Here is a 22,406-nt window from a genome sequence, read left to right on the forward strand (position 1 = left end):
GCGTCGCTCAAGCGCGACAAACGTTTTTTGCAGTCCTGCGTAACGCTTTTTTACTGCACGTGCTCGGGGGTGGCGGCCTCGAAGGGATAGATCCGGCGCCACTCGGCGGCCATATCCACGATAGTCCAGCCGCGGGTTTTTGCTTCGTCCAGAGCCTTGTCCAGGCGACCGATCCGGGATTGACGGTCATAAGCCCATTCGCGTTTGGCGTCGGTGTGATGCACCAGCCCCATGAAGCGTTTGCCCGGCCCGGCGGCAGTCCACTGCAACATTTGCAGGTCGCCGTCGGAGTTGCCGAACGCAAGGATCGGGCGCCGGCCGATGACCGCGTCGATACTTTCCGGTTTGCCCGGGCCGTCATCGTTGTGGGCCAGTTTGGCGGTGCGCAGGATCGACGGTTGGCCGTCCTTGAGGTGGTAGGCGGTGACAAACGTGGTGCCGATCACTTGTTCCGGCGGGATGCCGTAGACCTGCTCGGCGAAGGCGCGCATGAACGCGGTGTCACCGCCGGAGACGATGTAGGTTTTGAAATTCTGGCTGCGCAGGTAATCGAGCATTTCCCGCATCGGCTGGAAGATCATCTCGGTGTAGGGCTTGCCGGTTTTTGGATGACGCGCCTGGGTCAGCCAGGTTTTGGCGTAGTCGTCGAAGGCTTCGGTGGTCATGCCGGTGTGGGTGGCACCGAAGATTTTCAGGATGCCGTCCATGCCTGACTCGCCGAGGGCCTTCTGATCATTTTCGAGCACGGCCTTGAAGGGCTGGGTGGTTTTCCATTCCGGGTGCTGCGGTGCGGTGCGTTTGACCTCTTCCAGGGCAAACAGCAATTCGAAGTACATCGGCTGCTCGCTCCACAGCGTGCCGTCGTTGTCGAACACCGCGATACGATCGGCGGGTTTGACGAAGTCCTTGCTGCTTTGATCGGTCACGGCCTGGACGAACTCGATGATGGTGTTTTTCGCCGGGCCGTCGTTCCACGAGGGCAGGGGCTCGCGGGTCTGGGCCAGCACCGGCAGGCTCAGCGCAAGGGTTAACAGCAGCGTCAGCCCGTAGCGGTAGCGCAGCGATATCGGGTTCATCATGGAACATCCTTCGCGTGAGCGGGATTGAGTGGACGCAGTGCTGGTGCGGCTGACGCTGAGTTGCGTTTGGCCTGACTATGCAGCGTAGCCAAGGATTGCTTGAGGTGGTGGAGTGCTTGGTCTTCGGTGGGTTGACGGCTGTAACAGGCGTGCAACAGGTCTTGCAGGCGCGGACCAAGGTTTGTCAGTTTCAGCCCCATGTGGCTGCGTCTGGCCCACAGGTACAGGGCGCTCAACTGTGCGGGTTTGCCATCGATTTGCGCCGGAATCTGCCGCCAGGCGTAGTCGGCGGACTGCAGCCACGCGACGTGTCGGGCGCGGCGTCGGGCCTGCCATTGAAGGTACGTACGATGGACGAGTGGACGGGCAAACCAGCCGAGCAGCGTCACGGTCACCAGCAGCGCTAAAAGCACCAGCCAATGCCTGGAGAGATGCACGCGACCTTGCTGAGTGAGTTTTTTCAGGTCTTCGGTGATCGAAAACACCGGCCGATAAGCGCTGTTGGCCGCGGCCTCGAAGGTGACGGCGGGGACTTGTGCCGTGCGGGTCTGTCCGGAGCTGGCATCCCACCATTTCAGCTCGATTGCCGGCAGGTGATGGCGGCCTTCGGTATCGATTCGATAGGTCATGGTGTCGATGCGCTGGCCGCCGTTGAAATGGCCGCGCCCGTCGTCGAGGTTGCTGATTTGCGCGGCTTTCGGATAGCGGCTGAGGCCGGCGACATCCGCCAGTGACGGCGCGGGCAGCGACATGGCCAGGGCGTCGTCGGCCTGCAATGTCAGTTGCCGGGTGAGGCTGTCACCGACCTTCAGGGGTGTCGCCGAATTGAGGACTGTTTGCGTGAAGCGCAGCCCTTGGGCCACCAGCACCGGTTCGCCGGGTTTGAACCCCGGTGGTTGTGTGGCAATGAAGTGCAGTGGCTGGCTTTGGGCAGTCAACGGCGTGCTGGCCTGACCGGGCGTGGCGTGCACCGTCAATGCCGGGATGTCGAAACCCTGGGCCAGATTCGGGGTGATTCGGTAGCGGTAGCGCATGCCGTTGAACGACTTGCCGTCGAGCGTCTGGTTCAGGTGTTCGGCATGGCCGTCGGGCGGCATGACCAGTGCGCCGGGCAGCTTCAGGTCGGGCAGGGTGGGGGCGTCGGTGAACCAGCTGTCGGTGAGGACATCGAGTTGCAGTTCCAGAATGCCGCCGACCATGATTGAGTTGGTGGGTTGCAGGTGGGACTGGACACGTAGCTCGGGTTCGGTGGCAATGGCGCTGGTGCTGATCAGGGAGAGGATCAACAAGGTGCCGAATTTAGTGGTGAATGACCTGGCGCCTTCGCGAGCAAGCCCGCTCCCACAGGGGATTTGCGGTGCATCCGGATCAAATGTGGGAGCGGGCTTGCTCGCGAAGGGCGCGACTCGGTCTATCAGACGGATCATGGTTTGCCTCCCGCCTGATCCTGCAAGCTGAATTTCTGCTTCAGGAACTTCGCCGGCGACGTGCTGAGGTTCTGCAACCACAGGGCATCCGACGCCGCTTGCTCGGTCTCGACCGGTTTGCTCTGACCCTTGCCCGGCGCCTTGTCCATTTTGATGTCGTCGGGTTTGACCTCAGGTGCGTTCTGTTCGGCGCTGTCGGTATCTTTCTGCAAGGCGATGGCCAGGGCCAGGTTGGCGGTGGCTTCAGGGAATTGCGGTTGCATTTTCAACGCCTGGGTATACGCGGCGATGGCCTGATCAAACTTGAAGCGACGCACGTAAATATTGCCCAGGTAGAAATACGCCTGCGGGGTGTCGAGCCGCGCAAAACTGGCCAATGCCAGGTCGTAATCGGCGGCGTTGTAGGCGGCAATGCCTTTCCAGTAGGGATCGACGAAGTGCGCGGCAGCCTGCGGGAAGTGCTCGTGCTCGAAGGCCCAGCGGCCTTGTTGATCAGAGGTGAAAAAGGCATCGGTCAATGCGTTGGCTTCGGCCGGCGCCGGCTGAATTCCGATGCTGAGTGCCAGCAACCACCCGGCCGTCCAGTTCAGGCTCCAGCCCTTGCGCACACTAAAGAAGGCGATTAGCAGCAACGGCCAGCACAGCCAGTAACCGGCGTCTTTCCAGTGCAGTTCGCGCTGTTCATCGCTGGCCGCCTGGAAGTGCTGCTGGGCGTGCAGCTCGATCCAGTCCAGATCGTCGTCATTGAGCGTCAGGCTGCCCAACGGCGCATCCAGCGTTGATCCAAGCTGTTTGAGGGCTGCCTGATCAAACCTGCCGAGTGCCGGACGACCATCGCTGTCGATACGTGGCTGGCCGTTGGCGTCGTGGATGATCCCGCCGTCCTCGCTGCCGGCGGCCAGAATCAGCACTTGCAGCGCGCTGTCGTCCAGTTGCTTGTCCAGACCGCTGAGTTGTGACGTGTCGGCGCCGTCGGTGATCAGCAATAGGGTTCCCGGCGTTTTCTCGGCGATCAGCAGGCGTTTGGCTTGCTCGATTACCGCGCCGACATTTTTCCCCGGTTTGCTGATCAGGTCGGTACTCAGGGCTTGAATGAAGGTGTCGAGCAGGGCGGGATCGTCGGTTGGCGGCAATACCAGGTGAGCGCTGCCGGCGTAGGCGATCAACCCGTTGCGCGCACCGGCGCGACGCTGGATCAGGTCATGCACCTTGTTTTTGGCCGCTTCCAGACGACTTGGCTGTACGTCGGTGGCGTCCATCGACGGTGACAGGTCGATGGCGATGATCAGTGGCGCGCGGTTTTCCAGAAAGTCCGGACGGTCCTGTTCCCAAGTGGGCCCGGCAGCGGCGATGGCACCCAGCATCAACAACACGCAGGCCAGGTGCACGGGCCGAAAGCGCTGCTGATCCTGCGGCGTAATCAGCAAATGCGGCAACAAGTGCTCGGCGATGTTGCTACGCAAGCGCCGTTGCACGTCGCGACTGCGGCGCCACAGCCAGGGCAACAGGGCGCCGAACGGCACCAGCAACAGCCACAGTGGACGCAGGAAATGGAAGTCGCTGAGATTGATTTCCATCTCAAGCCTCCTGCCGCTGACGCGCGAGTGTCAGGTGCGGACGGAGCAGGGCGCCTAAGTGATAGAGCGCGAGCAAACCGATCGCGGCCCCCATTGGCCACCAGAACAGATCCTTTTTCGGCTGATGACTGAGGGCTTTCACTTGATGCGGCGTGAGTTTGTCGAGGGTGGCGTACACCTGATCCAGCGTATTGCGATCTTCAGCACGGAAGAACTTGCCGCCCGTGGCCTCGGCGATTTGCTGCAAACCCTGAAGGTTGACCTTGGCTTCGCCCGAGGCGTCAGGGTCGCCAATGCCTATGGTGTGAATGACCACGCCTTTGGCGGCCGCCATGGACGCCGCGTGATCCGGCGTAATGGCGCTGCTGGTGTCGTTGCCGTCAGTGAGCAGGATCAGCACTTTTTCCTGTTCGTGGGCCTGGTCGAGCAGTTTCAGGCTCAGACCGATGGCGTCGCCGATGGCCGTGTTGGGGCCGGCCATGCCGATGCCGGTGTCGTCCAGCAACAGTGACAGGCTGGCGTGATCGAGGGTCAGCGGCGCCTGCGGGTAAGCCCCGCTGCCGAACACGATCAGGCCCAGCCGATCATCTTTGCGCTTGTCGATAAAGCCATGAACCACGTCCTTGACCGCCGCCAGACGGTTGATCTTCTGGCCGTTGGCGTCGGTGAAATCAGTGGTTTCCATGGACTGGGAAATGTCGATGGCCAGCATCAGGTCGCGCACCGGTTGCTGGCGCTCGATCGGTTTTTCAACCAGCACCGGGCGAGCGGCCGCCACCAGCAACAGTGCCCAGACCAGCAGATTCAGCAGTAATTGCCAGCGATTGCTGCGTGTGCCGGCCTGGCCGGGTGCCTGGCCGACGGCTCGGCTCATGGCGTTGAAAAACGGTACGCGCACGGCGCTGCGGGCTTCGCGGTAGTCGGGCAGGTAGCGGTAGCCGAGCCACGGCAATGGCAAAAGGATTAGCAGCCAGGGGTAATCAAGCTGCCACATGGTGATGCTCCACCCAGTGTTTGCAGGTGGCGAACAGTTGATCGCGCTTGTCGCTCGGCAATGCAAGCAATTCGGTGTCTGGCGCATAAGCAAGCTGCGCCAGTTGCTGGCTGAAATCGGTCGGCAACGGCTGTGCACTGTGCCGCACCAGGAATGCCTGCCAATCCTTTCCCCCAAGCGTGGATGGATTTTGTGGGAGCGGGCTTGCTCGCGAAGGCGTCTGATCAGACGACATCAGTGTTGAATGGAAGTCCGTCTTCGCGAGCAAGCCCGCTCCCACATTGTTTGCATTCCATCCAGGGGATGGCATCGACAGGGCTACGCGTTTGAGCAGTTCTGGCAGTTCGCGCAGGGCATTGAGTGGATCATCGCTGTTTTGCAGTTCAGCCAGTCGCACCAACGCCTCGCGCCGGTAACGATCCCGCCGCCACTGCCAATACCTCCGTGCGCTGACCAGCAAAACGGCAATCACTAACAGCCAGAGCAACACCCACCAACCCCACGTCTGCGGCGCATAGCTCACCGGCGCGGGCAGGGCGATTTCCTTGAGCTGTTCGATGCTCGGGATGTTCGGGTTCATCGCCGACCTCTGCCGAGCTTGCCCAGTTCGGCGCGCAATTGTTCCTGCGCCTCGGTGGCGGTGCTGAACATCATCAGCGGCACCTGACTGCGGCGCAGCAACGTGGCGACGTCCTTGAGCCGACCACTGAGGAAGTCCCCCAGCGGCTGATGAACGCTGCGTTGCTCGACGGCCAGTTCCACCTGCAACTGGCCTTGAGTGATCAACAAACGACCGTTTTTCGGCAGGTTCAGCGCCAACGGGTCGTAGACCTGCATCGCAATCACATCGTTGTGAGCCGCCAACTGGCGCATCAACTGCAGGGTACGCTCACCGGTGCCGGCGAAGTCGCTGACGATGCAAATCAGGTGATCGTGACCGGCCACCGCCAGGCAATGCTGTAAAACCTTGTCGAGTTGGCCCTCGCCTTCGGCGTCCGGATTGGCTGCGTTCAGATGCTGATTCTGCTCAGCGATGCGACTGCACAGCGCTTCGACACGTTTACGGCTGCGCAACGGGGCAATGGCCTCGATGCGCAAATCGTTGAACACCAGGCCGCCGACCCGATCTCCTGCGTGGAACACCATCCACGCGGCCAACGCGCCAAGTTCGGCGGCAATGGCGGATTTGAAACTGCGCTGGGAGCCGAAGAACATCGACATGCGCTGATCGACCAGAATCAATGCCGGGCGGTCGCGCTCTTCGGTAAAGGTGCGAACCACCGGTTTTCCAGTGCGTAGCGACGCCCGCCAATCCAGATGACGCAAGTCGTCTCCCGGCTGGTAGCGGCGCAGTTCATCGAAGTTCAACCCACGGCCACGCAGGCGTGAGGCATGGTTGCCGGCGAGAATGCTGCCTTGCGGCTGACGCGCGAGGAAACTCAGGTCGCGCGCCTTGAACTCCAGGGCCATCAACTGCGCCAGGGAGACATAGACCAGACCGTCCGCACTGTCCATTTTCTGCCTCAGGCCGGAATCGCGACGTTGTCGAGCAGGCGATCAAGCACCTGATCGGCAGTGACACCGTCAGCTATCGCGTCATAGCTCAGTTGCAGGCGATGACGCAGCACCGGATGCACCACGGCGCGAACGTTGTCCGGCGAGACAAAATCCTGCCCCTGCAACCAGGCATCGGCCCGGGCGCAACGATCCAGGCCAATGCCGCCGCGAGGGCTGGCGCCGATGGCGATCCAGCGACCGAGGTCGGCATCGTAATCGGCCGGGTGGCGGGTGGCATTGATCAGGTCGATCAGGTAGCGGTCGATGGCCGGGGACACGTGAACGGCGCTGACTTCCCTACGCGCCGCGAAGATCACCTCCTGGGACAGTGAAAAGCCCTGCACCGCAGCCGTTTTGGCGCCCAACGCAAACTCCTCTTCACGCAACAGGCGCAGCACCTGGCTTTCGTTTTCCGCGCTCGGGTAATCCAGCAGAACTTTCATCAGGAACCGGTCCATCTGCGCTTCCGGCAGCGGGTAAGTGCCTTCCTGTTCGATCGGGTTCTGGGTCGCGACCACGATGAACAACTCCGGCAGCACGTGGCTGTTGCCGGCCACGGTGATTTGCCGTTCTTCCATGGCTTCGAGCAATGCCGCTTGTACCTTGGCCGGGGCGCGGTTGATTTCATCCGCCAGGATCAGGTTGCCGAACAGCGGGCCGGGCTGGAACTGGATCTCGTTCTTGCCATCGATCTGGTGCAGCACCTCGGCACCGGTGATGTCTGACGGCAGCAGGTCGGGAGTGAACTGGATGCGACTCATCTTCGCGTCCAGGTGTTTGGCCAGCGCCTTGACCGTGCGGGTCTTGGCCAGGCCGGGCAGGCTTTCAAGCAACAAGTGCCCGTTGGCCAACAGACCCAGGATAATCTGACGGATCACCTGATCCTGGCCGAGCACAGCTTCGGCGATGCTGGCTTGCAGGGCGTTGAGGTCATTGAGTGCGGTCATGGGATGTTTCACTCCTAGAAAAACGCCAACGTCAGGTTGATGCTGAAACCGTTACCTTCAGGGCGGTTCTTGGTGTCGAATTCCGGTACCCAGCGGGCGCTGACGCTGGCCTGGGCATCGGCAAATTTTCCGGCCCAGCCCACCACCGGCCCGGCGCCCACCGAGCGGCCGCGAAAACCGTTGAGTGAATCGGCGGTCTGGCCCTTGTCATCGGTGATCTGCTGCACGTAACCGCCGACAATGCCGGCGTTCCAGCCGTTGCCGAACCCGTGGGTCCACAGCGCATCGAGGGTGAAGATGTTGCCGTTGCGATAATCCGTGGCGTCGTTCTCGGTGTAGAACTCCAGGCCGCTCGACAGGGTGAACTCGCCGCCCTTGCCGTCCAGATGGGTGAAGGCCACGGTGGGCATGAAGGTGTAAGTGTTCTGGCCGGGGTTGGCTAGACGATCGTCGTTATAGGCACCGGTCGGCACGTAGATCGGCAAGGAAAGCGAGAGGTGGTTGACCTCGTCGAAGTGGTAGCCGGCGGCGATTGGCGTAATCAGCATGTCGGCGAACTGTGTGCCGGTGTCTTCGCTGCCCAGTGTCCGCCCGCGCGGGCCGGTAATACTGATGCTGACGTCGGTGTACTGCACCGGCACACCGATGGCCGAGGCGTAGTTCCAGCGACCTTTGCCGGTGTCCCAGATATGGGTGAAGTTGGCCATGGTGTAGGAGACTTTCATGTCCAGGCCTACACCGACTTCACCGGAGATCGGCGCACCCTTGCCGCCCTTGAGTTCACCGTCATACCAGATGCTGGTGAACGACGTGACCCAGCCGGGTTCCGGCGGCACGATCCCGGCATTGGAAAACACCTGTTGCCCGGTGATCGGCCGACCGACACCGCCCTCCGCCCCGAGGGTCAGCGAGCTTGTACCGAGCACGCACAGGGCCAGTAAAGGACGCACAACAAAAGGCCTGACCATGACGGGCTCCGTTTATTGTTTTGGTTGATTGACGGGGTTCAGCAGCGGCATTTTCCATTCGCCACTGGTGACTTCCGGTTTCGGCAGGTACAAGCGCAAGACCCCGTAGAACGGGCCATTTGGCGCGGGGAGCCAGTTGCTTTGGAGGTCCTTGGCCGGTGCCTTGTGCTGCACATAAAGCGTCAGCCCACCGTCGGCGTCGAACTTGAGATTTGGCAACATCCGCGAGTTGATCAGGTAACGATTCAACGGGTTGGCCACCAGCAATTTGTTCTTGCCGTCGTACATCGTCAGCGACCAGAACGCGTCGGCCGGGGGCAGGGCGCCCTTGTCGAAATGCAGGGTGTAATCGTGTTTCGAGGCGTCGACCGGCTGGCCGTCCTTGTCGACGAAATAACCGATGTAATTCGCCTCTTCGGCGGAGTTGCCGAAGATCCCCATGTTGGCGCCGGCGTAGCGGTACAGGTAGTTGCCGTTCAGGTGATCGCGAGTGCCGAAGAAGTCACCGCTGGTGACCTGGTGGGTGTCGACCTTGTCTTTTTTGAACTGGGCAAACTCGGTTTTGGCATCGCTGATACCGTCCTCCAGCGCCTTGCGCTGCTCAGGCGTGAGCGCGTCCAGTTTGAAAGGCTTGCCGGCTTCAACACCGATTTTTGCAAAGCGTGCGAGCAGGTCCTTTTCCGCATCCTGGGACGGGGCGAACGACAGCATGAAGTTCAGGTAGCGGAACAGGTCGGGCGTCTCGCTCATGGTCGGCGTGGGTTTCGGCCAGTCGATCTTTGGCGCGGCGGGCGGGGCTTTTTGTTTGACGTAGTGGCTGAGCGTCTCGACCTTGTAACCCTTCTGGATCTCCTTGACCTTGCCCACGTCCTTTTCATCGAACAACTGCGTGCGATACAGCGCGTAGGCGATGTTGGTTTCACTGCGCAGCAGCCGATCCATTTCCACCGGTTGCTGACCTTGCCAGGTCGGCCCGGCAATCATGAAATGCCCGCCATTGTTGCCCGTGCTGCGTGTGCCCAGGTATGCAAAGTTCTGCGTGTAGGCGTCGATCAACTGCACCGAGTAGTAACGGTGCTCGTCGATGGCCGGCAAGGTCAGCACCACCGGTTCGGCGCGCAGGTCCATCCAGACGAAGGAGTAGGGCGTGTCGGCGTTCGGGGTGACGAAGGCGGTGTCTTTGGCGGTGAACGCCTTGGCGGTGTTGCCGATCTGGTTGAACGGTGCCTTGAAATTCGGGCTCTTTTTGTCCACGGCCTGGGTGTAGAGGGTCTTGTACATCTCTACCACAGGGAAGCCGTACAAGTAGGCTTCCCTGGCGATGCCCCGGGCTTCTTCCGGGGTGGCGGTGAAGTCGGCCCAGGCGCTGGTGCTCAGGGCGAGTGACAGTGCGGTGAGCAGCATGCGGGTATTCATAAAATTTCCTTATAAAACGCTTGGGCGTCATTCCACAGCCGTGATGTCGTCGAGTTTCCAGCTTTTATCGAAGTAGGCTTCGGTGGGCGCGTACAGACGGAAATAGCTGAACCAGTGTTTGCCCGGCACGGTTTGCACCCAGTTGTTCTCGAAGTCTTTGGGTGCGGTCGGGCCGAAGTACAGGTCCACCGAGCCGTCGGCGTTCTTTTTCAGGTCCTGACGGGACGACAGATCGGCCTTGCGCTGCGGGTTGTCGATCAGGCAACGGCTGTCGATGTCGTAGACGGTCATCGACCAGAACTGCTTGGCCGGCGGGTTGGCGCCGACGTGCAGGCGATAACTTTTGCCGCCGTCGAGCCAGTTGCCCTTGGCGTCGGTGTAGGCGCCGAGGTAGGTCTGGCCCAGGCCTGGTGTCCTGGAAACCATGCCCTTGGTGTTGGTCACCGCTTCGTAGAACCAGGCACTGCGTTCCCACAACTGGTCGTAATAAGCCACGCGCTGGGACGGCTCGGCGATGTTCAGCACGGTGTCCCATTGCCGGTCTTTCCAGTACTGGGCGTCTGGAAAACGCTTGGCAAAGGTGTTGGCCTTGGCGATCAGTTCGCCGACCTGCGCACCTTGTTCGAGTGCCTTGCGTTGGTTGTCGTTGGGGTTGAAGGGTTTGTCTTTTTCGATGCCCAGGCTGGCCAGCATGGCCATGTAGAAACGGTCACGTTCGTTGACTGGTTCTTTCTGGATGATCTGGTGCAAGCGCTCCCAATACGCCAGGCCACGTGGCTGCGTGCCGGACCAGGCCTTGCCGCCGGGGGAGAGCTGTTGGGTCTTGGCCGGTTCGGCGCGTTTGGCGTACGGGTACATCTTGAAGTGTTCGACCAGCGCTTTGCCCTTGGCCGGGTCCGGATCGAGGACGCGAAAACCCACCAGCACGTTCATCGTTTCCGACTTGGCGAGGTAATACTTGCCGGCGTCGGCCGGTGGCTCGGCACCCGGTGGCAGCACCAGATACTTGCCGCCCTTGCCTTTGTCCGGGCCGGTCTGGCCCATGTCGATGATTGCCCGCTGCCAGAAATCACCCACACCGCCCGCCGTCGGGCCGGGCGGCAGTTCGATCACCAGCGGACCGGTTTCATTCAGGTCGACGAAGCCGAGGATGTACGGCGTGGTGGCGTTGGCGGTGATCACGCCCAGTTTGTCTTCGTAACTGTTGAGCAACATCAGGTCGCCGCTGTGGGCGCCGAGTTTGTCGCGAAACGCTTCCTGCCATTGCGCGTAGGACACCAGCGGCAAGGCCCACAGATAACTCTGGGTCGCCTGTTGGAAATCCAGTTCGGCGTAGAGTCTGGCAATCGATTCATGGGCCGGCAGTTCACCTTCCATTGCGATTTTTCCGATTCGGGTATCGAGGTCTTGAGCGCCGACTCCGCAACTGACGAACATGGTCATCAGGCTGAAACCGGCTGCGCGAATTGCACCGTGCATAGAAAAGTCCTTATTTGCCAAACGTGACGTTGATCCCGGCAAACAGCGTGAACGGCGGCTTGTCGGTGCCCAGTTCATCCTGATCGGCGGTGGGTGCGGTGATTTGCGGACCGATGCCCAGCTGCACACCGTCGCTCTTGAGCAGGAAAATATTGAACAGGTTCAGGTCACCGATGCCGGTGCTGTAGCCGTTGTGCGGGTTACTTTTGTTGGCCGTGTCGGCGTTATCCGCGTGGGCATAAATGGCAGACGCTTTTGATGCTGCCAATAGAAAGGCGTGTGTCCCCGAATTGTTCGACATGATTCCCCCGTTCCTTCGTGGCTCATTGGACAACCCGGCACTTGGCGGCCGTTACTGCGAAATCTCTTTCCTATCAAGCCTGTAGGACACGTCTGTTGAAGCTAGCAGCTAACTCGGGGTTCGCCACTAGGTACCGACATTTTGATCATTCCCACGCAGGCGCGTGGGAATGATCCGTGGTTCAGTGCTTGTTCATCTGCGCACGCACCCGCTCTTCCTGCTCCCGCAGTTCCGGTGTGAACTCGTCCCCGAAATCTTCGGCTTCGAACACTTGGCGAATCTCGATCTCGGCGTCGGTGCCCGGCATCGGATTGGGGCAGCGCTTGACCCACTCGATCGCCTCCTGTTTCGACTTCACCTGCCATATCCAGTAGCCGGCGATCAGCTCCTTGGTTTCGGCGAACGGGCCGTCGATCACCGTGCGCTGGTCACCCGAGAAACGTACACGGGCGCCTTTGCTGCTGGGCTGCAGGCCATCGCAGTCGATGAGGATGCCGGCCTTGGTCAATTCCTCGTTGTAGTTGCCCATCGCAGTCATCAGTTCTTTGCTGGGCATCACACCGGCCTCGGAATCCTGGCTGGCTTTCACAATGATCATGAATCGCATGGTCTTATCTCCGCTGGATGTGAGTGACTCACAGACTAGTCGAATGGCCGTCGCCTGAATCGACAACGCTGGCTGCCTTTCGTCATGAACGCCTGATTGTGGCCGGCGAGGGCGGTACGCTGTACACCGACCCTGTGGGAGCGGGCTTGCTCGCGAAAGCGGTGGGTCAGCTTGCATCAGTGCTGGATGTGCCGACGCCTTCGCGAGCAAGCCCGCTCCCACAAGGGAATTGTGTTGATTGTCAGAGTTGTATCCAATTTAGGCGGCGACACTTCACAATTTGTATCTGGGCATAGGTCGTCGGGCCATTTCGTGGTTAACTTCGGCCTCTTCAAATTCTCTACAACAACGTTCAGAAGGACTCCGTTCATGGCTCAAGTCACTCTTAAAGGCTCCCCGGTTCAAGTCAACGGCCAACTGCCACAAGCCGGTTCCAAGGCGCCAGCCTTTTCCCTGGTTGCCGGCAATCTGTCCGACGTGACCCTGGCGAGCTTCGCCGGCAAGCGCAAAGTGCTGAACATCTTCCCAAGCGTCGATACCCCGACCTGCGCGACTTCGGTTCGCAAGTTCAACGCCCAGGCCAGTGATGTCGCCAACACGGTCGTGCTGTGCATCTCCGCTGACCTGCCGTTCGCTCAAGCACGCTTCTGCGGCGCCGAAGGCCTGGAAAACGTACAGAACCTGTCGACCCTGCGCGGTGCCGAGTTCATCGAGAACTACGGCGTTGCCATCGCTGACGGCCCGCTCAAAGGCCTGACCGCCCGTGCCGTCGTGGTTCTGGACGAAAACGACAACGTTCTGCACAGCGAACTGGTCAAGGAAATCGCTGAAGAACCGAACTACGAAGCAGCACTTGCTGTTCTGAAGTAAGTCTAGTTTTACAATTGTTAACGGCCTGGCACTGTCCAGGCCGTTTTCATTTGTGATTCAGTGTCTTGGCCAAACATCCTGTTACGTAAGCCAAAGGTAAATTGCCGGTAAAGCCGCTTTGCTTAATGCCCGCCAGTGCTTATCGTTCAGCCTCCTGTAGAAGAAGCCCACGCGCCCAATGGTTGATCATTCCATGCAATCCTCCGTTTCCCGTAGTCCCCGTCGCTGGCTGTTCGGCCTGCTTGTCCTGTTGGTCATCGCTGGCCTGTGCTGGAAGTTCTGGCCCGCTGGCACTGCCCAAAAAGAGGGCGCAGGGCAAAAAGCCGTTGCCGGGCATACCGGCAAGTCGGGGGGGATGCGTCCGGGTTTCGGCGGGGCGACCGGGCCGGTTCCAGTGCGTGTCGCGCCAGCGGTCAAGGGCGACTTCCCGCTGTACTACAAGGCGCTGGGCACCGTGACGGCGCTGAACACCATTAATGTGCGCAGCCGAGTCGGTGGCGAGCTGATGAAGATCTCCTTCGAGGAAGGGCAGATGGTCAAGGCTGGCGATCTGCTGGCTGAAATCGACCCGCGTCCTTACCAGAACGCCTTGCTTCAGGCCGAAGGCACCTTGCTGCAGAACCAGGCACAACTGAAAAACGCCCAGGTCGATGTGGAACGCTATCGCGGCCTGTATCGCGAAGACAGTATCGCCAAGCAGACCCTGGACACCGCCGAAGCGCTGGTGGGCCAGTATCAGGGCACGGTCAAAACCAATCAGGCGGCAGTCAACGACGCCAAGCTCAATCTGGAATTCACCAAGATCCGCGCCCCGATTGCCGGACGTGTAGGCTTGCGTCAGCTGGATGTCGGCAACCTGGTGGCAGCCAACGACACCACCGCCCTGGTGATCATCACCCAGACCCAACCGATCAGCGTTGCCTTCACCTTGCCGGAAAACAGCCTGGAGACCGTGCTGGCCCGTTATCGCACCGGTGCCAAACTGCCCGCCGAAGCCTGGGACCGTGGCGACACCAAGTTGCAGGCCACTGGCGTCTTGCAGAGCCTGGACAACCAGATCGACGTCACCACCGGCACCCTGAAATTCAAGGCGCGTTACGAAAACCGCGATCAGGCGCTGTTCCCGAACCAGTTCGTCAACGTCCACCTGCTGGCCGACACCCTCAAAGACGTGGTGCTCGCACCTTCGGCAGCGATTCAGTTCGGCACCAACGGCACGTTTGTCTACGCCCTGGACGGCGACAAGAAAGTCGCGATTCGTCAGTTGAAAGTCGGCGCCAGTGATGGTGAAAACACCGTGGTTACCGAAGGCCTGGCCCCTGGGGATCGCGTGGTCCTTGAAGGCACCGACCGCTTGAAGGAAGGCAGCGAAGTGGAAGTGGTCAACGACACCAGGGATGTACCGACCACCCCGACCGGGCACCTGCAAGGCAAATCGGCCGCTTCGACGCCTGACGCGACGACCACCGACAAGGCGAAAAAGGGCGGCGCATGAACATCTCGCGGCTGTTCATCCTTCGCCCGGTCGCCACGACCCTGAGCATGCTGGCCATTATCCTGGCCGGCGTGATCGCCTATCGGTTGTTGCCGGTATCGGCATTGCCTCAGGTCGATTACCCGACCATCCGCGTCATGACGCTGTATCCCGGTGCCAGCCCGGATGTCATGACCAGCGCCGTGACGGCGCCCCTTGAGCGTCAATTCGGGCAGATGCCCGGCCTGACCCAGATGGCCTCGACCAGTTCCGGCGGCGCTTCAGTGCTGACCCTGCGTTTCAGCCTCGACATCAACATGGACGTCGCCGAGCAGCAGGTGCAGGCGGCGATCAACGCTGCGACCAATTTGCTGCCCAAGGACCTGCCGGCGCCTCCGGTGTACAACAAGGTCAACCCGGCGGACACCCCGGTGCTGACCCTGGCCATCACCTCCAAGACCATGCTGCTGCCCAAGCTCAATGACTTGGTCGACACGCGCATGGCGCAGAAAATTGCCCAGATCAGCGGCGTCGGCATGGTCAGCATCGCCGGCGGCCAGCGTCAGGCGGTGCGGATCAAGGTCAATCCCGAGGCGCTGGCGGCCAATGGCTTGAACCTGTCGGACGTACGCACCCTGATCGGCGCGTCCAACGTCAACCAGCCCAAGGGCAACTTCGACGGCCCGACCCGGGTGTCGATGCTCGATGCAAACGATCAACTGACCTCGCCCAAGGACTACGCCAACCTGATCCTCGCCTACGCCAACGGCGCACCGTTGCGGCTCAAGGATGTGGCAGAGATCGTCGATGGCGCGGAAAACGAACGTCTGGCGGCGTGGGCCAATGAAAACCAGGCCGTGCTGCTGAACATCCAGCGACAGCCTGGCGCCAACGTCATCGAAGTGGTTGACCGGATCAAAGCCCTGCTGCCGAGCATTACCGACAACCTGCCGGCCGGTCTGGAAGTCACCGTGCTGACCGACCGCACCCAGACCATTCGCGCCTCGGTCACCGACGTGCAGCACGAATTGTTGATCGCCATTGCGCTGGTCGTGATGGTGACCTTCCTGTTCCTGCGTCGGGCCAGCGCCACGATCATTCCGTCAGTGGCCGTGCCACTGTCATTGATCGGCACCTTCGGCGTGATGTACCTCGCGGGCTTCTCGGTCAACAACCTGACCCTGATGGCACTGACCATCGCCACCGGTTTCGTGGTGGACGATGCGATCGTCATGCTGGAGAACATTTCCCGATTTATCGAAGAGGGCGACAGCCCCCTGAATGCGGCGCTCAAGGGCGCCAAGCAGATCGGCTTCACCCTGATCTCCCTGACCCTGTCGCTGATCGCCGTACTGATCCCGCTGCTGTTCATGGCCGACGTGGTGGGGCGGCTGTTCCGCGAATTTGCCATCACCCTGGCGGTGGCGATCCTGATTTCCCTTGTCGTCTCCCTGACCCTGACGCCGATGATGTGCGCGCGTTTGCTCAAACGTGAGCCGAAGGAAGAAGAGCAGGGCCGTTTCTACCGGGCCAGCGGCGCCACAATTGATTGGATGATCGCGGCTTACGGGCGCAAGTTAAAGTGGGTTCTCAAGCATCAACCGCTGACCCTGATGGTGGCCATCGGCACGCTGGCGTTGACCGTGTTCCTTTACATGGTGGTGCCCAAGGGCTTTTTCCCGGTGCAGGACACCGGGGTGATCCAGGGTATTTCCGAAGCGCCGCAGTCGATTTCCTTTGCGGCCATGAGCGAACGTCAGCAGGAACTGGCCAAAGTGATCCTGGCGGATCCGGCGGTGGAGAGCCTGTCGTCCTACATCGGCGTGGACGGTGACAACTCGACGCTGAACAGCGGCCGTCTGCTGATCAACCTCAAATCCCACAGCAATCGCGACCTGAGCGCCACCGAGGTGATTGCACGCCTGCAACCGGAGCTGGACAAACTCACCGGCATTCGCCTGTTCATGCAACCGGTGCAGGACCTGACCATCGAAGACCGCGTCAGCCGGACTCAATACCAGTTCAGCATGTCGTCGCCGGACTCGGAGTTGCTCACTCTGTGGAGCGGTCGTCTGGTGGACGCGCTGGCCCAACGGCCAGAGCTGACCGACGTTGCCAGCGATTTGCAGGACAAAGGCCTACAGGTCTATCTGGTGATCGACCGCGATGCGGCGTCGCGGGTCGGTGTGTCGGTGTCGAACATCACCGATGCGCTGTACGACGCCTTCGGCCAGCGACAGATTTCCACCATCTACACCCAGGCCAGCCAGTACCGAGTGGTGTTGCAATCGCAGTCGGGCGAAAGGATCGGCCCGGAGGCGCTGAATCAGATTCACGTGAAAACCACCGATGGCGGGCAAGTGCGCCTGTCCAGTCTGGCGCACATGGAGGAACGTCAGGCCCAACTGGCGATCACTCATATCGGGCAGTTTCCGGCAGTGATGATGTCGTTCAACCTCGCGCCCGGCGTGGCGCTGGGGCATGCGGTGGAGATCATCGACCAGGTGCAGAAGGACATCGGCATGCCGATTGGCGTGCAGACCCAGTTCCAGGGCGCGGCCGAGGCATTCCAGGCGTCGCTGTCGAGCACCTTGCTGCTGATTCTGGCGGCGGTGGTCACCATGTACATCGTGCTCGGCGTGCTCTACGAGAGCTACATCCACCCGATCACCATTCTCTCGACCTTGCCCTCGGCGGCGGTCGGCGCCTTGCTGGCGTTGCTGTTGAGCGGCAATGATCTGGGCATGATCGCGATCATCGGCATCATTTTGTTGATCGGTATCGTGAAAAAGAACGCGATCATGATGATCGACTTCGCCCTCGACGCTGAACGCAATCAGGGCGTGGACCCGGAAACGGCGATCTATCAGGCGGCGCTGCTGCGTTTCCGGCCGATTCTGATGACCACGCTGGCCGCGTTGTTCGGCGCGGTGCCACTGATGCTGGCGACCGGTTCCGGCGCGGAACTGCGTCAACCATTGGGTCTGGTGATGGTGGGCGGCTTGTTGGTGAGTCAGGTGCTGACGCTGTTTACCACTCCGGTCATCTACCTGTACTTCGACCGCCTCGGTCGGCGCTGGGGCCGCAAGTCTGAAACCGTGGAAGCGGCAGAACAGCCATGAACCTGTCCGGACCTTTTATCAAGCGCCCGGTCGCAACGATGTTGCTGAGCCTGGCGATTCTGCTGCTGGGCGGCGTGAGCTTCGGCCTGTTGCCGGTATCGCCGCTGCCGCAGATGGACTTCCCGGTGATCGTGGTCCAGGCGAGTCTGCCCGGTGCGAGCCCGGAAGTCATGGCCTCGACGGTGGCCACGCCACTGGAACGCTCCTTCGGCGCCATCGCCGGGGTCAACACCATGAGCAGCCGATCCAGCCAGGGCTCGACCCGGGTGATTTTGCAGTTCGACCTGGACCGCGACATCAACGGCGCGGCGCGGGAAGTGCAGGCGGCGATCAACGCTTCGCGCAATTTGCTGCCGAGCGGGATGCGCAGCATGCCGACCTACAAGAAGGTCAACCCGTCCCAGGCGCCGATCATGGTGCTGTCGCTGACCTCCGATGTACTGGAAAAAGGCCAGCTCTACGATTTGGCCTCGACGATTCTGTCCCAGAGCCTGTCTCAGGTGCAGGGCGTCGGCGAAGTGCAGATTGGCGGCAGTTCCCTGCCGGCGGTGCGCATCGAACTCGAACCGCAGGCGCTCAACCAGTACGGCGTGGCGCTGGACGATGTGCGCAACACCATCGCCAACGCCAACGTGCGCAGGCCCAAAGGCTCGGTCGAAGATGCCCAGAGGCTGTGGCAGGTTCAGGCCAACGATCAACTCGAGAAAGCCAAGGATTACGAGTCGCTGATCATCCACTACGCGGACGGCGCGGCCCTGCGCCTGAAGGACGTGGCCAAGGTCAGCGACGGCGTCGAAGACCGCTACAACAGCGGCTTCTTCAACAACGACGCGGCGGTACTGCTGGTGATCAACCGCCAGGCCGGCGCCAACATCATCGAGACGGTCAACGAAATCAAGGCTCAACTGCCAGCGTTGCAGGCCGTTTTGCCGGCCAGCGTGAAGCTGAACGTGGCGATGGACCGGTCGCCGGTGATCAAGGCGACCTTGCACGAAGCGGAAATGACCCTGCTGATTGCCGTGGCGCTGGTGATTCTGGTGGTGTTCCTGTTCCTCGGTAACTTCCGCGCCTCGTTGATTCCGACCCTTGCGGTGCCTGTGTCGCTGGTCGGCACCTTTGCGGTGATGTACCTCTACGGATTCTCCCTGAACAACCTGTCGCTGATGGCGCTGATTCTGGCCACCGGGCTGGTGGTGGACGATGCCATTGTGGTGCTGGAGAACATTTCCCGGCACATCGACAAAGGCGTACCGCCGATGAAGGCCGCGTACCTCGGGGCGCAGGAAGTCGGCTTCACCTTGCTGTCGATGAACGCCTCGCTGGTGGCGGTGTTCCTGTCGATCCTGTTTATGGGCGGGATTGTCGAAAGCCTGTTTCGCGAGTTTTCCATCACGTTGGCGGCGTCCATCGTGGTGTCGCTGGTGGTCTCCTTGACGCTGACGCCGATGCTCTGCGCCCGCTGGCTCAAGCCGCATACGCCGGGTGAGGAAAACCGTTTGCAGCGCTGGAGCCAGCGCGCCAACGAGTGGATGGTCGGCAAATACGCCACAAGCCTTGACTGGGTGCTGCGTCACCGCCGGTTGACGTTGCTTAGCCTGATCGTGACAGTCGGCGTTAACATTGCGCTGTATGTCGTTGTTCCTAAAACATTTATGCCTCAGCAGGACACCGGCCAACTGATCGGTTTCGTGCGCGGTGACGACGGATTGTCATTCAATGTGATGCAGCCAAAAATGGAAACCTTCCGCCGCGCCGTGCTCAAGGATGACGCGGTGCAAAGCGTTGCCGGCTTCATCGGCGGCACCAACGGCACCAACAACGCCTTCATGCTGGTGCGGTTGAAACCGATCAAGGAACGCAACATTTCTGCGCAAAAGGTCATTGAGCGCCTGCGCAAGGAAATGCCCAAGGTCGCCGGTGCACAGCTGATGCTGATGGCCGATCAGGACCTGCAGTTTGGGGGCGGTCGTGAACAGACCACGTCCCAGTATTCCTACATCCTGCAAAGCGCCGACCTTGGCGAGTTGCGCGAGTGGTATCCGAAAGTCGTTACCGCACTCAAGGCGTTGCCGGAACTGACCGCGATTGACGCCCGTGAAGGGCGCGGCGCCCAACAGGTGACCCTGATCGTCGACCGCGATCAGGCCAAACGCCTGGGCGTCGACATGGACATGGTCACCGCGGTGCTGAACAACGCCTATAGCCAGCGGCAGATTTCGACGATTTACGACAGCCTTAACCAGTATCAGGTGGTCATGGAGGTCAATCCGAAATATGCCCAGGACCCGATCACCCTCAAACAGGTTCAGGTGATCACCGCTGACGGTGCGCGGATTCCGCTCTCGACCATCGCTCATTACGAAAACAGCCTGGAAGACGACCGCGTCAGCCATGAAGGCCAATTCGCCTCCGAGAGCATTTCCTTCGACATGGCCGAAGGCGTGGCGGTGGAGCAGGGCACGGCGGCCATTGAGCGGGCTATCGCCAGACTGGGTATGCCGGAAGACGTGATCGTGAAAATGGCCGGCACTGCCGACGCCTTTGCCGCGACCCAGAAGAGCCAGCCGTGGATGATTCTCGGAGCGCTGGTGGCGGTGTATCTGGTGCTCGGTGTGCTGTATGAAAGCTACATCCATCCGCTGACCATTCTTTCGACCTTGCCGTCGGCCGGGGTTGGCGCGTTGCTGTCGATCTATGCGCTGGGCGGTGAGTTCAGCCTGATCTCGTTGCTCGGGCTGTTCCTGTTGATCGGCGTGGTGAAGAAAAACGCCATTCTAATGATCGACCTTGCCTTGCAGCTGGAGCGGCATCAGGGCATGGCGCCGCTGGAATCGATTCGCAGCGCTTGCCTGCAACGTCTGCGGCCGATTCTGATGACCACCCTGGCGGCGATCCTCGGCGCGTTGCCGTTGCTGCTGAGCCGCGCCGAAGGTGCGGAAATGCGTCAGCCACTGGGCCTGACGATCATTGGCGGACTGGTTTTCAGCCAGGTGCTGACCCTTTACACCACCCCGGTGGTTTACCTCTATCTCGACAAACTGCGCCATCGCTTCAACCACTGGCGTGGGGTGCGTACCGATGCTGCTCTGGAAACTCCGCTATGACTGACCGTTCGCTTATCACTCTGGCTGCACCGCTGGTAACGGCCCGAGGCTCGCGCTTGTTGAGCCTGGCGCTGTGCGTCGCGATGCTCAGCGCCTGCGCCATCGGCCCGGATTACCAGCGCCCGCAAGCGGCTGCACCGGCGCAATACAAGGAAGCGGCAGGCTGGCGTCAGGCCAACCCCAGCGATTCCCTGGCCCGTGGCGCCTGGTGGGAGTTGTATGGCGATCAGCAGCTCAATGGCCTGATCGAAAAACTTAACAGTGCCAACCAGACCGTCGCGCAGTCCGAAGCCCAGTACCGTCAGGCCCAGGCCTTGGTGCGCAGTGCCCGTGGCGCGTTTTTTCCGACCGTGGACCTGACCGTCGGGAAAAACCGCTCCAGCCAGGGCACCGGCAGCAGCAGTTCGAGCCTGACCAGTTCTTCCAGCGGGATTCGCGACACTTACACCGCACAGGCCGGCGTCAGTTGGGAGGCCGACGTTTGGGGCAAGTTGCGCCGAGGCCTTGAAGCTGACACCGCCAACGCCGAGGCGAGTTATGCCGATCTGGCGGCGATGCGCTTGAGCCAGCAGTCGGAACTGGTGCAGAACTACCTGCAATTGCGGGTGATCGACGAGCAGAAACGCCTGCTGGAAGCGACGGTCGAGGCCTATCAGCGCTCGCTGACAATGACTGAAAACCAGTACCGCGCCGGTGTCTCCGGCAAGGATGCGGTGGCGCAGGCCCAGACTCAGCTTAAAAGCACCCAGGCTGACAGGGTCGATCTGATCTGGCAGCGTGCTCAATTCGAGAATGCCATCGCCGTACTGATCGGGCTACCGCCGGCCGAGTTCAGCCTGGCTGAAACCAAAGACATTCCCGCGTTGCCCGAGATACCGCTGAGCCTGCCTTCGCAATTGCTCGAGCGCCGCCCGGACATCGCCTCCGCCGAACGCTCGGTGATGGCGGCCAATGCCAACATCGGTGTGGCCAAGGCGGCCTATTACCCGGACTTCACCCTGAGTCTGAACGGTGGCTATAGCAGCAGCACCTATGCCAACTGGATCAGCTTGCCAAACCGTTTCTGGTCGGTCGGACCGCAATTGGCCATGACCTTGTTCGACGGCGGTCAGCGCTCCGCGGAAGTTGACCGCAGCGAAGCGGCCTACGACGAGACCGTGGCCAAGTACCGCCAGACCGTGCTCGATGGCTTCCGTGAAGTGGAAAACTATCTGGTGCAGCTCAAGGTTCTGGAAGACGAAGCGGGCGTGCGCCAGGAAGCACTGGACGCGGCGCGTGAATCCTTGCGCCTGACCCAGAACCAGTACAAGGCCGGTGTGATCGCTTACCTGGGCGTGGTGGTGGTTCAGGCCACAGCGTTGAACAATGAACGTAGCGTGCTGAGCCTGTTGCAGAGCCGGTTGATTGCCAGCGTGCAGTTGATCGCGGCATTGGGCGGTGGCTGGGATGGGGCATTGCAAGTAAGCGAAAAAGAGTAGGGGCTG

16 protein-coding genes and 1 pseudogene are annotated in these 22,406 nt (G+C 61.0%); 5 read left to right on the top strand and 12 right to left on the bottom strand.

Annotation, left to right across the window (positions count from 1 at the left end):
• Positions 1 to 50 precede the first annotated feature (50 nt).
• The 12 genes and pseudogenes from KW848_RS00215 to KW848_RS00270 form a co-directional block, all read right to left on the bottom strand.
• Complete coding sequence (locus KW848_RS00215) at positions 51 to 1,079, bottom strand: HAD family phosphatase (RefSeq protein WP_218534639.1); 1,029 nt, start codon at positions 1,077 to 1,079, stop codon at positions 51 to 53.
• A complete protein-coding gene (locus tag KW848_RS00220) occupies positions 1,076 to 2,506 on the bottom strand; it encodes a BatD family protein (protein WP_218534640.1) in 1,431 nt (476 codons plus the stop codon). The genes KW848_RS00215 and KW848_RS00220 overlap by 4 nt, the downstream gene beginning before the upstream one ends.
• Positions 2,503 to 4,083: a VWA domain-containing protein gene (locus KW848_RS00225; RefSeq protein ID WP_218534641.1), complete on the bottom strand. Its 1,581-nt coding sequence runs from the start codon at positions 4,081 to 4,083 to the stop codon at positions 2,503 to 2,505. Before KW848_RS00225 ends, KW848_RS00220 begins: the two co-directional genes overlap by 4 nt.
• 1 nt (position 4,084) lies before the next feature.
• A complete protein-coding gene (locus tag KW848_RS00230) occupies positions 4,085 to 5,077 on the bottom strand; it encodes a VWA domain-containing protein (RefSeq protein WP_218534642.1) in 993 nt (330 codons plus the stop codon).
• Positions 5,064 to 5,657 carry a DUF4381 domain-containing protein gene (locus KW848_RS00235; RefSeq protein ID WP_218534643.1) on the bottom strand — a complete coding sequence of 198 codons (594 nt, stop codon included), beginning with the start codon at positions 5,655 to 5,657 and terminating at the stop codon, positions 5,064 to 5,066. Before KW848_RS00235 ends, KW848_RS00230 begins: the two co-directional genes overlap by 14 nt.
• The gene (locus tag KW848_RS00240; RefSeq protein WP_218534644.1) at positions 5,654 to 6,592 is read right to left on the bottom strand and encodes a DUF58 domain-containing protein; all 939 of its coding nucleotides are present in this window, start codon (positions 6,590 to 6,592) and stop codon (positions 5,654 to 5,656) included. The genes KW848_RS00235 and KW848_RS00240 overlap by 4 nt, the downstream gene beginning before the upstream one ends.
• Before the next feature lie 8 nt (positions 6,593 to 6,600).
• A complete protein-coding gene (locus tag KW848_RS00245) occupies positions 6,601 to 7,581 on the bottom strand; it encodes a MoxR family ATPase (protein WP_218534645.1) in 981 nt (326 codons plus the stop codon).
• Positions 7,582 to 7,595: 14 nt separating this feature from the next.
• Positions 7,596 to 8,549, bottom strand: coding sequence for a transporter (locus tag KW848_RS00250; RefSeq protein WP_218534646.1), 954 nt, complete (start codon positions 8,547 to 8,549; stop codon positions 7,596 to 7,598).
• Positions 8,550 to 8,561: 12 nt separating this feature from the next.
• Entirely contained in the window at positions 8,562 to 9,965 is a 1,404-nt protein-coding gene (locus KW848_RS00255) for a DUF1254 domain-containing protein (protein WP_218534647.1), read from the bottom strand.
• Positions 9,966 to 9,992: 27 nt separating this feature from the next.
• Positions 9,993 to 11,444 (bottom strand): DUF1254 domain-containing protein, encoded by a 1,452-nt coding sequence (locus tag KW848_RS00260; protein WP_218534648.1) that lies wholly within the window; start codon positions 11,442 to 11,444, stop codon positions 9,993 to 9,995.
• 58 nt (positions 11,445 to 11,502) lie between these two features.
• Positions 11,503 to 11,745 (bottom strand): annotated as a pseudogene (locus KW848_RS00265) (hypothetical protein); the annotation flags it as partial.
• 181 nt (positions 11,746 to 11,926) lie between these two features.
• Complete coding sequence (locus tag KW848_RS00270) at positions 11,927 to 12,352, bottom strand: YciI family protein (RefSeq protein ID WP_218534649.1); 426 nt, start codon at positions 12,350 to 12,352, stop codon at positions 11,927 to 11,929.
• A 369-nt stretch (positions 12,353 to 12,721) separates the two neighbouring features.
• Here KW848_RS00270 and tpx point away from each other — a divergent pair, with 369 nt between their 5' ends.
• The 5 genes from tpx to KW848_RS00295 all read left to right on the top strand — a co-directional run bounded on the left by tpx (position 12,722) and on the right by KW848_RS00295 (position 22,400).
• The gene (gene tpx, locus KW848_RS00275) at positions 12,722 to 13,222 is read left to right on the top strand and encodes a thiol peroxidase (protein ID WP_008150862.1); all 501 of its coding nucleotides are present in this window, start codon (positions 12,722 to 12,724) and stop codon (positions 13,220 to 13,222) included.
• Positions 13,223 to 13,400: 178 nt separating this feature from the next.
• Positions 13,401 to 14,717 (top strand): MdtA/MuxA family multidrug efflux RND transporter periplasmic adaptor subunit, encoded by a 1,317-nt coding sequence (locus tag KW848_RS00280; RefSeq protein ID WP_218534650.1) that lies wholly within the window; start codon positions 13,401 to 13,403, stop codon positions 14,715 to 14,717.
• Positions 14,714 to 17,818 carry an MdtB/MuxB family multidrug efflux RND transporter permease subunit gene (locus KW848_RS00285; RefSeq protein WP_218534651.1) on the top strand — a complete coding sequence of 1,035 codons (3,105 nt, stop codon included), beginning with the start codon at positions 14,714 to 14,716 and terminating at the stop codon, positions 17,816 to 17,818. Before KW848_RS00280 ends, KW848_RS00285 begins: the two co-directional genes overlap by 4 nt.
• Complete coding sequence (locus KW848_RS00290) at positions 17,815 to 20,922, top strand: efflux RND transporter permease subunit (protein ID WP_192409433.1); 3,108 nt, start codon at positions 17,815 to 17,817, stop codon at positions 20,920 to 20,922. The genes KW848_RS00285 and KW848_RS00290 overlap by 4 nt, the downstream gene beginning before the upstream one ends.
• A complete protein-coding gene (locus KW848_RS00295) occupies positions 20,919 to 22,400 on the top strand; it encodes an efflux transporter outer membrane subunit (protein WP_192409432.1) in 1,482 nt (493 codons plus the stop codon). Before KW848_RS00290 ends, KW848_RS00295 begins: the two co-directional genes overlap by 4 nt.
• Positions 22,401 to 22,406: the final 6 nt, after the last annotated feature.

The organism is Pseudomonas sp. PDM25, from assembly GCF_019219045.1.
Taxonomy (GTDB): domain Bacteria; phylum Pseudomonadota; class Gammaproteobacteria; order Pseudomonadales; family Pseudomonadaceae; genus Aquipseudomonas.

Coding starts and splice junctions, on each gene's coding strand:
- KW848_RS00215 (WP_218534639.1), bottom strand. CDS start 1,079: ATGATGAACCCGATATCGCTGCGCTACCGCTACGGGCTGACGCTGCTG.
- KW848_RS00220 (WP_218534640.1), bottom strand. CDS start 2,506: ATGATCCGTCTGATAGACCGAGTCGCGCCCTTCGCGAGCAAGCCCGCT.
- KW848_RS00225 (WP_218534641.1), bottom strand. CDS start 4,083: ATGGAAATCAATCTCAGCGACTTCCATTTCCTGCGTCCACTGTGGCTG.
- KW848_RS00230 (WP_218534642.1), bottom strand. CDS start 5,077: ATGTGGCAGCTTGATTACCCCTGGCTGCTAATCCTTTTGCCATTGCCG.
- KW848_RS00235 (WP_218534643.1), bottom strand. CDS start 5,657: ATGAACCCGAACATCCCGAGCATCGAACAGCTCAAGGAAATCGCCCTG.
- KW848_RS00240 (WP_218534644.1), bottom strand. CDS start 6,592: ATGGACAGTGCGGACGGTCTGGTCTATGTCTCCCTGGCGCAGTTGATG.
- KW848_RS00245 (WP_218534645.1), bottom strand. CDS start 7,581: ATGACCGCACTCAATGACCTCAACGCCCTGCAAGCCAGCATCGCCGAA.
- KW848_RS00250 (WP_218534646.1), bottom strand. CDS start 8,549: ATGGTCAGGCCTTTTGTTGTGCGTCCTTTACTGGCCCTGTGCGTGCTC.
- KW848_RS00255 (WP_218534647.1), bottom strand. CDS start 9,965: ATGAATACCCGCATGCTGCTCACCGCACTGTCACTCGCCCTGAGCACC.
- KW848_RS00260 (WP_218534648.1), bottom strand. CDS start 11,444: ATGCACGGTGCAATTCGCGCAGCCGGTTTCAGCCTGATGACCATGTTC.
- KW848_RS00270 (WP_218534649.1), bottom strand. CDS start 12,352: ATGCGATTCATGATCATTGTGAAAGCCAGCCAGGATTCCGAGGCCGGT.
- tpx (WP_008150862.1), top strand. CDS start 12,722: ATGGCTCAAGTCACTCTTAAAGGCTCCCCGGTTCAAGTCAACGGCCAA.
- KW848_RS00280 (WP_218534650.1), top strand. CDS start 13,401: ATGGTTGATCATTCCATGCAATCCTCCGTTTCCCGTAGTCCCCGTCGC.
- KW848_RS00285 (WP_218534651.1), top strand. CDS start 14,714: ATGAACATCTCGCGGCTGTTCATCCTTCGCCCGGTCGCCACGACCCTG.
- KW848_RS00290 (WP_192409433.1), top strand. CDS start 17,815: ATGAACCTGTCCGGACCTTTTATCAAGCGCCCGGTCGCAACGATGTTG.
- KW848_RS00295 (WP_192409432.1), top strand. CDS start 20,919: ATGACTGACCGTTCGCTTATCACTCTGGCTGCACCGCTGGTAACGGCC.